Origin of the sequence: Spirillospora sp. NBC_01491, from assembly GCF_036227065.1 — a bacterium.
In the GTDB taxonomy this organism is placed as follows: Bacteria; Actinomycetota; Actinomycetes; order Streptosporangiales; family Streptosporangiaceae; genus Spirillospora; species Spirillospora xylanilytica.
This window is the reverse complement of the sequence record NZ_CP109432.1, coordinates 3,488,173-3,501,257: the sequence shown is the minus strand read 5'-3', so window position 1 is coordinate 3,501,257 and position 13,085 is coordinate 3,488,173. Positions and strand designations below refer to the sequence as shown.

The following is a 13,085-nucleotide window of genomic DNA, read 5'->3' as shown; positions in this document are numbered from 1 at the left end:
CCTGCGTCCCGCGCCGGCCCGTTCTGCGCCGATCCGTCCCGCGTCAGTCCATCACGGGCGCGACCGCGCGGACGGTGTCGATGGTGTCGGCCTCGGCGGCCGTCTTGTCGGGGCGGTAGCGCAGCACGCGGGCGAAGCGCAGCGCGATGCCGCCGGGGTAGCGGGTGCTGTGCTGGACGCCGTCGAACGCGATCTCGACGACGAGCTCGGGCCGCACGTGGACGGTCCAGTCGTCCTCGCGGACGGCGAGCTCGCGCAGCCGCTCGGTCTGCCAGGCCAGCAGCGCGTCGGTGAGCCCCTTGAACGTCTTGCCGAGCATCACGAACCCGCCGGTCGCGGGGTCGCGGGCGCCCAGGTGCAGGTTGGACAGCAGCCCCTCGCGGCGGCCGTGCCCCCACTCGGCGGCGAGCACCACCAGATCGAGGGTGTGCCGGGGCTTGACCTTGATCCAGCCGGCGCCGCGCCGTCCGGCGGTGTAGGGGGAGCGGAGCGACTTGACCAGCACGCCCTCGTGGCCCCGCTCGATCGCGTCGGCGAAGAATCCGGCGGCCCGCTCGGCGCCCGCGGTGACGATCCGCGGCATCCGCAGCCGCTCGGGGACGGCCCGGGCCAGCGCCGCGTGCCGTTCGGCGCCGGGCGCGTCGAGCAGGTCGGTGCCGTCGAGGTGCAGGACGTCGAACAGGAACACCGCCAGCGGCACCGCCCGCGCGCCCCCGGCGCCGCCCGCCGCGCTCCCCTTGCCCGCCGCGCCCTCTTCGGCGCGCGTGCCGGTGCGGGTCGCGGTGCGGGCCGAGGTCACCTGGAACGGCTGCGGGCGGCCGTCCGGACGGAGCGCGATCAGCTCGCCGTCGAAGACCGCGTCGCGGACCGGCAGCCCGCGCAGCACCTCGACCACCTCGGGCAGCCGGCCGGTGATGTCGTCGAGCGTGCGGGTGAAGATCTGGACCGTGCCCTCACCGGGACCGCCCTCACCCCGCCGGACATGGATCTGCGCGCGGACGCCGTCGAGCTTCCATTCGACCGCGACCTCGCCCCCGTCTCCGTCGCCGAGCTTGGCGAACGCCTCGCCGACCGATGGCGCGGAGGCGGCGAGCATCGGCTTGACCGGGCGGCCCACCTCGAGGGTGAACGCGTCGAGGGCCGCGGCGCCGCCGGCGAGCGCGGCGGTGGCGACCGGGCCGAGGGCGCCGCGCAGCATCGCCGCACGGCGCACCCGCGCGGCGGGAACCGCGGCGGCCGACGCGATCGCCTCGGCCATCACGCCGTCGAGCGCGCCCTGGCGCAGCTCGCCGGAGAGCAGCCGGACCAGGAACCCCTGCTCGGCGGGGGTCGCCCGGCTGAACAGGGCGGACACCAGCTCGCGCCGCCGCGCGACCGCGCCCTTGCCGGCGACGGCGCCGATTGCGGTGAACGCGGCGTCGACCTCCGGTACCGTCAGGGACGGCTCGGCAGCGGGCGGTGGTGCGTCGCGCAGCGCCGCGTACCCGACGCCGATCTGGCGCTGCGGCAGCTCGCCGGACAGGTAGGCGACCACGATGGCGGCCTCCGCGGGATCGGCGGCGCGCAGGCACGCGGCCAGCGCCTGCACCTTGGCCTTGCGGCCGGAGGTGCCGGCCGTGGCCTGTGAGGTCCGGGCGATCTCGGCGAGCAGCACCTTCCCATTGTGGCCAGGGGGTCCGACATCCGGCTCGGCCGGGGGCCTGGTCAGCCGGCGCCGGGCTGATTACCTTTCGAGGGTGGGGACCGGTCCAGCCAGCGCGCGGAGTGAGGAGCCGGGGAGTGGGCCTTTCGCGGCAGGAGGAGTCGTTCCAGCGACCCTACTCGGCCCCGGAGCCGCCGAAGCGGGCCCGGCGGCCGAAGCTGCTGGCGCTGCTGATCGCGCTGGTGTCCTTCGTGGCCGCCGCGGTGGCGGTGTTCGTGCTGGCCCCGGGTGGTGGGGAGCGGCAGGTGGCGCGTCCGCCGGAGCCGTCCGCGGGCGGGTCCGGGCCGGGCCCGTCCGGCGGCGGGCCGGCCCCGTCGCCCGCGCCGTCGTCCTCCTCGGCGTCGCCGTCCCGGACGGCGGCCCCTCCCGAACAGGCGGCGCCGCTCTACAAGGTGCTTCCGAAGCCGTGCGGCATGGTGCGGAAGGGCACCGTCGAGCGGCTCGTGCCGAAGGCGCAGCAGCAGGCGAGCGGCGACTCGACCTACGGCACGTGCACCTACACCTCAGCCTCCTCCAGCGACGGATTCCGGTCCCAGTGGCTGCGGGTGGAGGGGCGCCTGTACAAGGCGGGCGGCGCGGGCGCGCCGGAGCGGGCCGCGGGGGACGATGTCGCCGCCCATTGGAAGGCCGCGCACGACGCCACCCTGGAGCGCACGGTGCGGCTGGAGCGCCGGTCCGGGATCGGCGACGAGGCGTACGCGTGGTTCAAGGTCGACCGCGGGCAGCCGACGGCCGTCGGGCAGATCACCGCGCGTGTCGGCAATGTGGTGATAACGGTAAGTTACAGCGAGCAGGTGACCGGCAAGGCGAAGGCCGAAGACCGCGAACGGACCTGCCTGGGCAACGCGACCGGTGCCGCCAGAGAAGTGCTGGCCGCGCTTGCTTAACACATTTCTGACCTGAATCGGCCGATCATGGCATATGCGTTGTCAATAGCTCCTAAGGTGTTTCTGTAAAGGGGAGGGAGGCGCCGGTCGGGTACCCGTGCGAAGGCGGGGGATCGGCGCCAGGTAAGCCTGGGGAGGAGGAGGTCGACGAAGTGAGCGCACCACCGGTTGGCGTGTCCTGGGTCTAGCGGATCCAGGTGAGCAATGAGGTTGGCGTCGACGGGCCGCGGAGCGAACATCGCTCCGCGGCCCTTGCGGTGGTAAAAGCGGCCCCGGCCGAACGGCGATTGCGCGACGCGGCGGTAAATGACCGATCGTGCCATCGATTAATGTGACGTTCGGCCGACAATGAATGGAACCGGTTGCAGTTTCATTCGAGTAGCCCGGCGCGCGCCCACACGTCCCTGGCCCGGCCGTCCAGGAACCCGATCTCGTCGAAGAACCCGGTGCACTTGCGGAACGCCCACGCCATCGTGGCCCGGCGATGCGGGCTGCGCGCGGCCACCCGGCGGGCCAGCCCCGGATCGAGCCCGACGGCGGTGTAGCAGGACGGGTGGACGACCTGCGCGACCGTCATCCGGGTCATCCGCGCCAGCGCGTACCCGGCCATCCGCCGCCGCATCGGCGGCGCCTCCGCGACCAGCCGCTTGAGCTCCTCGCGCGCGTACCGGATGTGCCGGGCCTCCTCGATCACGTGGATCCGGGTGACCTGGCGGATCATCGGCTGGATCGTCTCGTCCGGGAAGGTCAGCCGCTGGAAGGCGTCGGTGAACTCCTCCACCGCCAGCGTCCCGCCGAACATCGGCATCGGGTCGTACACCATGCCGGTCAGCTTGGCGGCCTGGTACTCCAGGGCGCGCGGCCGGTGCGTGCGCAGCCCGCACGTCCGCACCATCCGCCCGAACATCCGGGAGTGCCGGCACTCGTCGGCGATCTCGGTCAGCGCGTACCCGACGTGGTCGCTGTCGTAGCGGTGCCGGTAGACGTGCGTGAGCAGGGCCTTCATGAGCAGCATCTCCGACCAGATGCCGAACGAGGCGATGCTGCACATCTCGCGCTTGCTGAGCTCGACCCGCCGCCGGTGGGAGAGCCCGTCCCACAGCGGGGTCTCGTAGATCGACACCAGTCGCGGCGGGAGGTAGAAGCGGTCGGGGTCCTGCGCGGCGTCCCAGCCGACGTCGGTGTCGGGGTCGAAGGAGTGCCGGCGCGAGCTGCGGAGCAGCCGCTCGGCGACCACCTCGCGGTCGGTCAGCTCCAGTGTGTGGTTCCCGTCCCGGCACCTGATCTCGGCGGTGCGGGTCGCGGGCCTGCGGTGGTCGCTGGACGGGACGGGGGCGGTCATGGTCCGACTCCTCTCGCCGGCGGGGCGCACGGATATGCTGCGAGCTCCGGGCCGATCTGAAACAGAAGATACATTCTCTGTAAGTTTGTATCTAGGTGTGGCCGGGGCATTCCGGGGGAGACCCACATCACATTCGGGAGAGGGGTGCGGGCGTGGTCCTGGACCTGCTGCGCAAGGCGCTCGAAGGCGAGCCGCCGACCGGTGACGGGCCCGGCGGGCATGACGAGACCGCGCGGCGCATCCTGGACGCGGCGCTCGCCCAGTTCCAGGACTTCGGGCTGCGGCGCTCGACGGTCGAGGACGTGGCCCGCCGCGGCGGGCTGTCCCGGATCACCATCTACCGGCGCTTCCCGAAGAAGGAGCACCTGGTCGCCGCGGTGCTGCTGCGCGAGCTGCGCCGGTTCCAGGCCGAGCAGGACGCGGCCATCGCCGCGCGGGCGGACGTCGAAGACCAGATCGTCGAATCGGTGTCGTTCTCGCTGAGCTGGCTGCGCGGCCACGTGCTGCTCAACCGGCTGCTCCAGACCGAGCCCGAGGCGATCGTCCCCTACCTCACCGTCCAGGGCGGCCCGGTGGTGGAGGCCGCCCGCGACCACGGTGCCGCGCTGATCCGGCGCGCCATGTTCGGCGACGCGGAGATCACCCCGGAGGCCGCCCGGGACATCGCGATGATCGCCGAGCTGGGCGCCCGCGTCACGCTGTCGTTCGTGCTGACCCGGCAGAGCGTCGTCCCGCTGGAGACGCCGGAGGACGCGCGCCGCTACGCCCGCGAGTACGTGGTGCCGATGTACCGCGGGCTCGCCAGGAAGCACGGCGTCCGGCTGCCCCGCCCCGAACACGGCTGACCGGCGGCGCCGCGACGAAGCCGGGGCCGCCCGCCGGGCTCAGCCCTGCGGGGCGGGGACGCGGGCCAGCAGCCGGAGCGAGGCGGGCGAGACGCGCGACAGCGCGCGCAGCACGTGCCCCTCGAAGTTGACCGGGACGAGCGGCTTGTTCTTGATGATGGCCTGGACGATCCGCTCGGCCACCTTCTCCGGCGGGTAGCCGCGCATCCGCAGCGCCTTCTCGCCGCGCTTGCGCAGGGCGCCGGCGCCGGCGGAGTCGAGGCCCGCGAAGGTCGCGTTGCGGGCGATGCCGGTGCTGGTGAACCCGGGGCACACCGCGGTGACGCCGATCCGCGAGCCGGCCAGTTCCGCGCGCATGCACTCGCTCAGCATCAGCACCGCGGCCTTGGTCGTGCAGTACGCGGGCAGCGCCCGGGACGGCGCGTACGCGGCGGCGGAGGCGATGTTGACGATGTGGCCGCCGTAGTTGGGCTTCTCCGGCTTGTTGGGCAGCGCGTTCACCCGCTCGGCCATCTGCTTGCCGAACAGCCGCGACCCGTGCACGACGCCCCACAGGTTGACGCCGAGGATGCGGTCCCACTCGGCGGTGCCGGTGTCGAGGAACGAGCCGGTGACGGCGATGCCCGCGTTGTTGACGACGATGTCGGGGACCCGGTGGGCCTCCCGCACCCCCGCCGCGAACGCCTCCATCGCGGCGGCGTCGGAGACGTCCACCCGGTGGGCGGCGCCGCCCGTGCCGAGCGTCTTGGCCAGCGTGACGGTGCGTTCCGCGGCGGCCAGGTCGACGTCCGCGGCGATCACGGTGGCGCCGCGTTCGGCCAGCGCCAGCGCGGTGGCCCGGCCGATACCGGCGCCGGCTCCGGTGACGACGGCGAGCGCGCCGTCGAAGTGCGCGAGTGGCATGGACACCTCCGAGGGGGTGGGGAGATCCAACCGTACTCAGGAACCGGCCTCCGCGGCGGCGATGACCGCGTCCACCTCGGCCCTGCGGGCCGCTTCCTCGGCGGCGAACCGCTCGGAGTCGAGCCGTTCGGCGATCTCCTCGTCCGCGCCCATCAGCGCGTCGAGGTCGGCCTTGGAGGCCTCCAGCACGCCCATCTCCTCGAACGTGGCCCGGATGCGCGGGCTCCACAGCCCGATGTCGCGGACGCACGGGACGATCCGGCTGAACAGCAGGCTCTGGAACATCCGCGTGTACGGGGAGTCCGCCACCAGCGCGTCGACCTCGGCCGGCGGGATCCCGAAGTTCGTCCAGACCTCCCGGCCGCGGATGCGGTCGCGCATCAGGTGGCAGCCGTCGATGACGAACTCCTCGCGCTCCTTCAGCTCCGGCGCGGTCAGCTCCCGGTAGTGGTCGCGCAGCGCCATCCGGCCGAACGCGACGTGCCGCGCCTCGTCCTGCATCACGTAGGCGAGGATCTGCTTCGGCAGCGGCCGGGCGGCGATGTCGCGGATGACGCCGAAGGCGGCCAGCGCGAGGCCCTCGATCAGCACCTGCATGCCGAGGTAGGGCATGTCCCAGCGGGAGTCGTCCAGCGTCTCGGCGAGCAGGTCCTGGAGCTTGGTGTTGATCGGGTAGACCAGCCCGACCTTGTCCTGGAGGAACCGGCTGAAGATCTCGACGTGCCGGGCCTCGTCCATGGCCTGGGTGGCCGAGTAGAGCTTGGCGTCCAGGTCCGGCACCGATTCCACGATCCGGGCCGCGGTGATCAGCGCGCCCTGCTCGCCGTGCATGAACTGGGAGAACTGCCAGGACGAGGAGTGCAGCCGCAGCTCGCCGCGCTCCCGGTCGCTCATCGCGTCCCAGTACCGGGTGCCGTAGATGGCCAGCGACTGGTCCGGGACGCCGAGCACGTCGTGCGGGTCGACCTCCAGGTCCCAGTCGATCCGCTTGACCGAGTCCCACTGCTTGTCCTTGCCCTTCTGGTAGAGGGCCAGCAGCCGGTCGCGCCCGTCGCCGTACTCCCAGGTGAAGCGGGCGTCGCCGGCCAGCGGGACGTTCCAGGTGGACGTGTCGACGGGGGCGGTGTAGAGGTCATGGGTCGACATGGGCGCTCCTCTCGGAGGGCACTGACGTACGTACGATGTACGTCATGCGTACGATGTACGTACGGTGTCACCGCCACCTGCCGATGTCAACGGTGGCCGGTGCCGGGTGGCCGGCGCCGACGGGGGAAGGACGGGCGATGACGAGGACCGCGGACTCCGGGCGGGCCGGGCGGCGTCCCGCGCTGACCCGCGCGCGCATCGTGCACGCCGCGATCGGGCTGATCGAGCGGGAGGGCGCCGACGCGCTCTCGATGCGCCGGGTCGCGGGCGAGCTCGGCGTCGCGGTGATGTCGCTCTACAACCACGTGCCCAACAAGGACGCGCTCCTCCAGGGCGTGGCCGAGCACATCGTGGCCGGGATGGACCTCGACTGCGGCCCGGACGAGCCGTGGACCGGACGCGCCCGCGCGCTCGTCCGCGCGTTCCGCAAGGTCGCGCACGACCACCCGCGCTGCATGAACGTCGTCTTCACCCACCGGATCGGCACTTCGGCCGGGCTGCGCCCCGCCGAGCGCGCGCTCGCGCTGGCCGAGTCGGCCGGGTTCGACGGCGAGACCTCGGTGCGCATCATGCGCGCGCTGCTGGCGTACGCGCTCGGCGCGCAGCTGCGCGAGATCGGCGCCGTGCGCAAGTTCGACCGCCTGCCGGGCGACGGCGCCGAGGAGTTCGCCCGGCTCGACCCGGACGAGTTCCCGCACGTGATCGCGCTCGCCCCGCAGCTCGCCCGGCACGACCCCGAGACCGACTTCGAGTTCGGCCTCGACCTGCTCGTCAACGCCCTGGAGAGCCTGCCGCGGTCCCGGTGAGCGGTGAACGGCCCTAACCCGCGGTGCGGGCGTCGAGGTAGGGGCTGAGGCCGCGCAGGCAGAAGTCGGTCATGTAGCGGGCGGCGTCCTCGACCGAGACCTCGGGCCGGCGGGTCCGCCACAGCGACAGGCGCTCGCAGCCGCCGACGATGATCTCGGTGAAGGCGTCGACGGCGTCCGCGGGCGCGGCCGGCGCGAACGCGGCCAGCACCCCGGCGATCAGCGTGCTCTGCTGCCGCCGGGTCGCCTCCATCGCGTCGGCGGTCTCGGGGGGCGTCGCCATCAGCTCGTCGCGGAGCATGACGAACGACCGTCCGTGCGCGTCGATGAAGGCGAAGTAGGCGACCATCCCGCGCCACAGGACGTCCTCGGGCGCGGTCGCGCCGGCCATCGCCTTCTGGGTGGCCTCGTACAGCTCGGCTTTGGACCGGGTCATGCAGGCCAGCAGCAGCCCGTCCTTGGAGCCGAAGTGGTCGTAGAGCATCGGCTTGGACACGCCGCAGCGGTCGGCGATCTCGTCCATCGAGGTGCCCCGGTAGCCGTGCTCGCCGAAGACCTCCTCGGCCACGTCCAACATCTGGCGCTCGCGCTCGGCGCGGGACATCCGGCGGCGGCGCGGCGCGGGCGGGGCGCCCGGAGGACCCGGTGTGGCGCTACTCACAGGAGAACCCTAACTGTTGGACCTATCGTCAGTAAGCTACTCCTAGTAACTTACCGAGAGTAGGTTACCTGAGAGGAACAGGTCATGGTCGAGTGGGACAGCAGCGGGCGCGCTCCGGCGATCGTCATCATCGGCTCCGGCTTCGCCGGGCTGGGGATGGCCATCCGGCTGCGCAGATCCGGCTTTCGCGACTTCGTGATCCTCGAGAAGAGCCGGGCGCTCGGCGGCACGTGGCACGACAACACCTACCCCGGATGCGCCTGCGACGTCCCGTCGCACATGTACTCCTTCTCCTTCGAGCTCAACACCGGCTGGACCCGGATGTTCGCCCCGCAGCCGGAGATCCGCTCCTACCTGGAGCGCACCGCCGACAAGTACGGCGTCCGCGACCACATCCGCTTCGGCTGCGCCGTCGACGCGATGGAGTACGACGACGACGCCCGGCGCTGGAACGTCACGCTCGCGGACGGCACCGTGCTGACGCCCAAGGCGATCGTCTCCGGGGTCGGCGCGCTGCACGTCCCCGCGTACCCGGACCTGCCCGGCATCGAGCGGTTCCGGGGCACCGCGTTCCACTCCGCCGAGTGGGACCACTCCTACGACCTGGCCGGCAAGCGCGTCGCGGTCATCGGCACCGGCGCGTCCGCGATCCAGTTCGTCCCGCAGATCGCCGAGCGGACCGCGGACCTGGTGCTGTTCCAGCGCACCCCGCCGTGGATCCAGCCCAAGCCGGACCGGCCGATCCCGGCTCCCGTCCGCGCCGCGCTGGGCAGGGTCCCCGGCGCCGCCCGCGCGTTCCGGCACGGCATCTACTGGACGCTGGAGGCCCGCGCGGTCGGCTTCACCATCGACCCGCGGCTGTCGGGCCCGATGGAGCGGCTCGCGCGCTGGCACCTCCAGCGGCAGATCCCCGACCCCGGGCTGCGCGCCAAGGTGACGCCCGACTACACCATCGGCTGCAAGCGCGTCCTGCTGTCCAACGACTACTACCCGGCGCTGACCCGGCCGGACGTGCACGTCGAGACCGCCGCGATCGCCGAGGTCCGCGAGCACTCCGTCGTCACCGCCGACGGCCGCGAGCACGAGGTCGACTGCATCATCTACGGCACCGGCTTCAAGGTGACCGACGCCCTCGCCGAGATGCGCGTCGTCGGCCGCGGCGGAGTGAAGATCCAGGACGCCTGGGCGGACGGTATCGAGGCGCACCGCGGCACTACCGTCCCCGGCTTCCCCAACCTGTTCTTCCTGCTGGGCCCGAACACCGGCCTCGGCCACAACTCGGTCGTCTTCATGGTCGAGGTGCAGATCCAGCACGTGCTGAGCTGCCTGCGCCTGCTCCAGGAGCGCGGCGCCGACGCCATCGAGCCGAGGCCCGAGGCGTCCCGCCGCTTCAACGACCGCTTGCAGCGCCGCCTGCGCCGCGCCGTCTGGAACGAGGGCGGCTGCCAGAGCTGGTATCTCGACGCCGGCGGCGTCAACCGCACGCTGTGGCCGGGGCACACCTTCGAGTTCTGGGCCGGCTCCCGCAAGGCCAGGGAAGAGGAGTTCATCCTCACCCCCTGATCCGCCGGGACGGCCGGGCGGACGTGGTCGGCCGACCGCCGGTCAGGCAGCCGGGTAGCGTTCTTCTTTGGCCGCCGAGATCCTTCTGGACGCCCGCGCCCGCGTGGCGGGCCCCGGTGGGCCGTGGGACACCATGGAAGGAGACCGATGCACCTGCGCGATGTCGGACCAGGAGATGCCGACGCCTACGTCAGGATGCGCTGCGACCCGGTCATGATGGCCGAGCTCGGCGGCCCGCACTCCCGAGAGAGTGTCGAGGAGAAGGTCCGCCGCGACGTCCGGGACGCGGCGTCGGACGTCTCCTGGATCAAAATGATCGTCCCCGACGGCGCCGGGCCCGGTGTCGTGGCCGGAACCGTGCTCCTGTGGGCGCACGAGATGGACGGTGAACCGCTGTCCGAGATCGGCTGGATGGTGCTGCCGGAGTTCCAGGGACAGGGGGTGGGCAAACAGGCCGTCCGGACACTGCTCCGCGAGGCCGCCGAAGACGGCCGCTGGGGCCTGGTCCACGCGTTCCCGGCAACGACGAACGCCCCGTCCAACGGCATCTGCCGCTCGCTCGGGTTCAGTCTTGTCGGGGAACGGGACGTCCCCTTCGCCGGCCAGGTCCTGCACAGCAATCACTGGACCATCGACCCTGCCACCGATCTGGTCTGACTGCCTCCGGGCCGGGGGCCGTCAGGCGCTGGCCGCGTAGAGGACGTCGCGCAGGCCGGGGAGGATCTCCCGGTCGGCCCGCCAGACCAGCCGCAGGCTGAGGTCGGGGGTGGGGAGCCCGAGCCGGACCCGCTCCAGGCCGGGCCCGAGGATCTGGTCGGCCGCCATCCAGAACGAGCACGCGGGCACGTTGACCAGCAGCCGCTCGCCCCGGAGGTCGTCCACCCGCAGGCCGGGCCGCGCCGCGCTGCCGGGGACCGGCCGCCTCTGGCTCGAACCCGGCCTGCTGCTCTGCGGGTTCGGCGTCTCCTTCGCGCTGCCGGCGCTGGTCGGCGCGATCATCAGCGCGGCCCCCGAGGGGACGGCGGGCGCGGTCGGCGGACTCCTGAACGCGGTCCGCCAGACCGGCGCCACCCTCGGCGTCACCGCCATGGGCGCCTTCGTCACCGCACAGACCGCGAACGGAACGTCCGGCGCCCTGCTCCTGTCCGCGCTCGTCTGCGCCGCCGCCGCGCTCCTGTTCGCCCGCGGAGCGCGGCGCTCCCGCCCCGCCGCCCGAGGGGCGGATCGCGACCGCGCCTAGGGTCTGTTTCAAACTGCCTCAGCCGTCGCGCGAGCGCGCTACCTGGCCGGTGAGGCGAAGCCGGAGGCGAGCCGAACCGGCCGGATCGCGAAGCGATGCCGCGCTCGCCCAAGCACGGTCGGCGTCCGAGCCGCCAGGCGAGGACACCGGGCCGGGCTTGTTTTAACACAGTCAGGAGCGCTTGGGCTCCAGGTGCAGCGCGGTGATGCCGCAGGCGAAGGGGCGGGCGGTGACGAGCTGGAACCGCTGGTGGACGTCGGGGTGGCCGAACACGGGCATCCCGGCGCCGATCGCGGTGGGGTTGACGAACAGGTGGAGCTCGTCGAGCAGGCCCCTGGCGATCAGGTCGGACACCAGCGTGCCGCCGCCGTAGGTGATGATGTCCCCGCCCGGCCGGGCCTTGAGCTCGTTGATGGTCTCGGTCAGGTCGCCGCCGGCGACGACGGCGTTGTCCCAGGGCGACTCGGTGAGGGAGTCGGAGATGACCACCTTGGGGGTGTTGTTCATCTTGTCGATGCCCGCCTGCGACTCGCCCTCGGGCCCGGCCGCCCAGGTCGGGATGAAGCCCTCGGCGAGCCGGCGGCCCAGCACGATGCAGTCGACCGGCGCGGTGAACGCGTCGATGTAGGCGCTGATGTCGTCGGTCCACGGGAACGTCAGCCAGTCCATCTCGCCGTTCGGGCCCGCCATGTAGCCGTCGACGCTGACCTGGACCTGAAGCTTGAACTTGCGCATGATTTCTCCTCGCCGGGTCATGGTGCGGCGGATCTGCCGCTCATCTGTCCCCAGCATGCGGAAGCCCGCTTACGGATCACCTACGTTTCCCTTTCGGCCCGCGGAGCCACGTCCGCCCGTGTTCGGGCGCGGGAAGGGCGGTCCGCGTGTTAGGGAGGGGGATGAGCCGAACGCCGCTGCCGAAGTCGCTCGCCCGTTTCAACCGGGTCGTCACGAACCGGATCCAAGGGGTCTGGGCGCCCTTCGCGCCGCCCTTGGCGGTGATCGTCCATAAGGGGCGCAGGACGGGGCGCGAGTACCGGACGCCGGTTCTGGCGTTCCGGGACGGGCGGCGGCTCTACGTGGCGCTGCCGTACGGGTCCGACACCGACTGGGTGCGGAATCTGCTGGCCGAGGAGCGCGGCGGGGTGGAGCGGCTCGGACGGGCCGGCAGGCTCACGGAACCCCGCGTGGTGACGGAGGGCACCGATGCGTCCGGTGCCGGGCTGCCCGGCCTCGCGCGCCGGATCGTCCGCCATATGGACGTGCTGGTCGCCGACATCGAAGAGGTACCGAGGGGCACGGCGAGGATGCCGGGCCGGGCGGACACAGGTTAGGGATACGGCGCGAACATCGGGCGGATGCCGTCGATGATCTGCCGGATGACCGGGCGCTGCGCGGCGGGTGCCCGGCCGCGCAGGTCCAGGACCGGGTCGAGGCCGTCGTAGTAGGGCGCGAGCGCGAGGAACGGCAGCGTCATCAGCATCAGTGTGGCGAGGATGTCGAGATCGGCGTCCGCGCGGATGTCGCCGCGTTCCTGCCACAGTTTCAGCGACGGGTGCAGGACCTGGAGGTAGTGCTGGTTGGCGGTGTCGCGCACGACCGAGCGGACGCTGTTGTCGAGCTCGAAGTTGGTGGCGGCGGTGACGGCGCGCTCGAGCGGGTGCGCGTCCATGTACTCGCTCCAGTCGCACAGCACGTCGAAGAGCCAGCCGTCGAAGGGCTGGTCGACGGCGATCCGGGCGATGCGGCGTTCCATCTCCTCGCGGATGCGGCGGGACGCCTCGTCGCAGACGAAGGCGAAGAACTCCAGCTTGTCGCTGAAGTACTGGAACAGCGAGCCTTTGGCGATGCCGGCCTCGCGGGCGATGGTGTTCAGGCTGCCGGTCGAATACCCGTGTTCTCCGAACTCGCGCATCGCCACCTGGAGCACCCGCTCGCGCTTGGCGACATTGAGCCGGAACCACGTGGACGTTGGCATGGACCCCTTCGACTT

The 13,085-nt window shown here is 72.2% G+C and carries 15 protein-coding genes; 7 read left to right on the top strand and 8 right to left on the bottom strand.

Translation table 11 applies throughout. The features are described 5' to 3' along the window. Positions 1-43: 43 nt before the first annotated feature. The gene (locus OHA34_RS16175) at positions 44-1,654 is read right to left on the bottom strand and encodes an ATP-dependent DNA ligase (protein WP_329522108.1); all 1,611 of its coding nucleotides are present in this window, start codon (positions 1,652-1,654) and stop codon (positions 44-46) included. Positions 1,655-1,779: 125 nt separating this feature from the next. Between OHA34_RS16175 and OHA34_RS16170 the strand changes: the two genes are divergently transcribed. Beyond that, entirely contained in the window at positions 1,780-2,589 is an 810-nt protein-coding gene (locus tag OHA34_RS16170) for a hypothetical protein (RefSeq protein WP_285942011.1), read from the top strand. Positions 2,590-2,959: 370 nt separating this feature from the next. On the opposite strand, the gene OHA34_RS16165 is transcribed toward OHA34_RS16170, so the two are convergent. Continuing rightward, on the bottom strand, positions 2,960-3,931 hold the full coding sequence (locus OHA34_RS16165; protein ID WP_329522107.1) for an AurF N-oxygenase family protein: 972 nt from the start codon (positions 3,929-3,931) through the stop codon (positions 2,960-2,962). A gap of 152 nt (positions 3,932-4,083) precedes the next feature. Here OHA34_RS16165 and OHA34_RS16160 point away from each other — a divergent pair, with 152 nt between their 5' ends. Further along, positions 4,084-4,776, top strand: a complete 693-nt coding sequence (locus OHA34_RS16160; RefSeq protein ID WP_329522106.1) for a TetR/AcrR family transcriptional regulator — start codon at positions 4,084-4,086, stop codon at positions 4,774-4,776. A gap of 39 nt (positions 4,777-4,815) precedes the next feature. Here the strand turns inward: OHA34_RS16160 and OHA34_RS16155 are convergent, their stop codons facing one another. Next, on the bottom strand, positions 4,816-5,679 hold the full coding sequence (locus tag OHA34_RS16155; RefSeq protein ID WP_329522105.1) for an SDR family NAD(P)-dependent oxidoreductase: 864 nt from the start codon (positions 5,677-5,679) through the stop codon (positions 4,816-4,818). Positions 5,680-5,715: 36 nt separating this feature from the next. Then, positions 5,716-6,825: a ferritin-like domain-containing protein gene (locus tag OHA34_RS16150; RefSeq protein WP_285942007.1), complete on the bottom strand. Its 1,110-nt coding sequence runs from the start codon at positions 6,823-6,825 to the stop codon at positions 5,716-5,718. 137 nt (positions 6,826-6,962) lie between these two features. Here OHA34_RS16150 and OHA34_RS16145 point away from each other — a divergent pair, with 137 nt between their 5' ends. Then, positions 6,963-7,631 carry a TetR/AcrR family transcriptional regulator gene (locus OHA34_RS16145; RefSeq protein WP_329522104.1) on the top strand — a complete coding sequence of 223 codons (669 nt, stop codon included), beginning with the start codon at positions 6,963-6,965 and terminating at the stop codon, positions 7,629-7,631. A gap of 13 nt (positions 7,632-7,644) precedes the next feature. On the opposite strand, the gene OHA34_RS16140 is transcribed toward OHA34_RS16145, so the two are convergent. After that, positions 7,645-8,292 (bottom strand): TetR/AcrR family transcriptional regulator, encoded by a 648-nt coding sequence (locus OHA34_RS16140; protein ID WP_285942005.1) that lies wholly within the window; start codon positions 8,290-8,292, stop codon positions 7,645-7,647. A gap of 84 nt (positions 8,293-8,376) precedes the next feature. Here OHA34_RS16140 and OHA34_RS16135 point away from each other — a divergent pair, with 84 nt between their 5' ends. Then, a complete protein-coding gene (locus tag OHA34_RS16135; protein ID WP_329522103.1) occupies positions 8,377-9,855 on the top strand; it encodes a flavin-containing monooxygenase in 1,479 nt (492 codons plus the stop codon). 147 nt (positions 9,856-10,002) lie between these two features. Then, a complete protein-coding gene (locus tag OHA34_RS16130) occupies positions 10,003-10,512 on the top strand; it encodes a GNAT family N-acetyltransferase (protein WP_285942003.1) in 510 nt (169 codons plus the stop codon). A gap of 21 nt (positions 10,513-10,533) precedes the next feature. On the opposite strand, the gene OHA34_RS16125 is transcribed toward OHA34_RS16130, so the two are convergent. Continuing rightward, complete coding sequence (locus OHA34_RS16125) at positions 10,534-10,737, bottom strand: hypothetical protein (RefSeq protein WP_329522102.1); 204 nt, start codon at positions 10,735-10,737, stop codon at positions 10,534-10,536. Here OHA34_RS16125 and OHA34_RS16120 point away from each other — a divergent pair. Next, the gene (locus OHA34_RS16120; protein WP_329522101.1) at positions 10,703-11,095 is read left to right on the top strand and encodes a hypothetical protein; all 393 of its coding nucleotides are present in this window, start codon (positions 10,703-10,705) and stop codon (positions 11,093-11,095) included. The two genes, OHA34_RS16125 and OHA34_RS16120, sit on opposite strands and share 35 nt — an antisense overlap. 171 nt (positions 11,096-11,266) lie before the next feature. Here OHA34_RS16120 and OHA34_RS16115 read toward each other — a convergent pair whose 3' ends face one another. Next, positions 11,267-11,830, bottom strand: a complete 564-nt coding sequence (locus tag OHA34_RS16115; RefSeq protein ID WP_329522100.1) for a dihydrofolate reductase family protein — start codon at positions 11,828-11,830, stop codon at positions 11,267-11,269. A gap of 161 nt (positions 11,831-11,991) precedes the next feature. Here OHA34_RS16115 and OHA34_RS16110 point away from each other — a divergent pair, with 161 nt between their 5' ends. After that, on the top strand, positions 11,992-12,426 hold the full coding sequence (locus tag OHA34_RS16110; RefSeq protein ID WP_329522099.1) for a nitroreductase family deazaflavin-dependent oxidoreductase: 435 nt from the start codon (positions 11,992-11,994) through the stop codon (positions 12,424-12,426). On the opposite strand, the gene OHA34_RS16105 is transcribed toward OHA34_RS16110, so the two are convergent. Beyond that, positions 12,423-13,070 (bottom strand): TetR/AcrR family transcriptional regulator, encoded by a 648-nt coding sequence (locus tag OHA34_RS16105; RefSeq protein WP_285941998.1) that lies wholly within the window; start codon positions 13,068-13,070, stop codon positions 12,423-12,425. The two genes, OHA34_RS16110 and OHA34_RS16105, sit on opposite strands and share 4 nt — an antisense overlap. Positions 13,071-13,085: the final 15 nt, after the last annotated feature.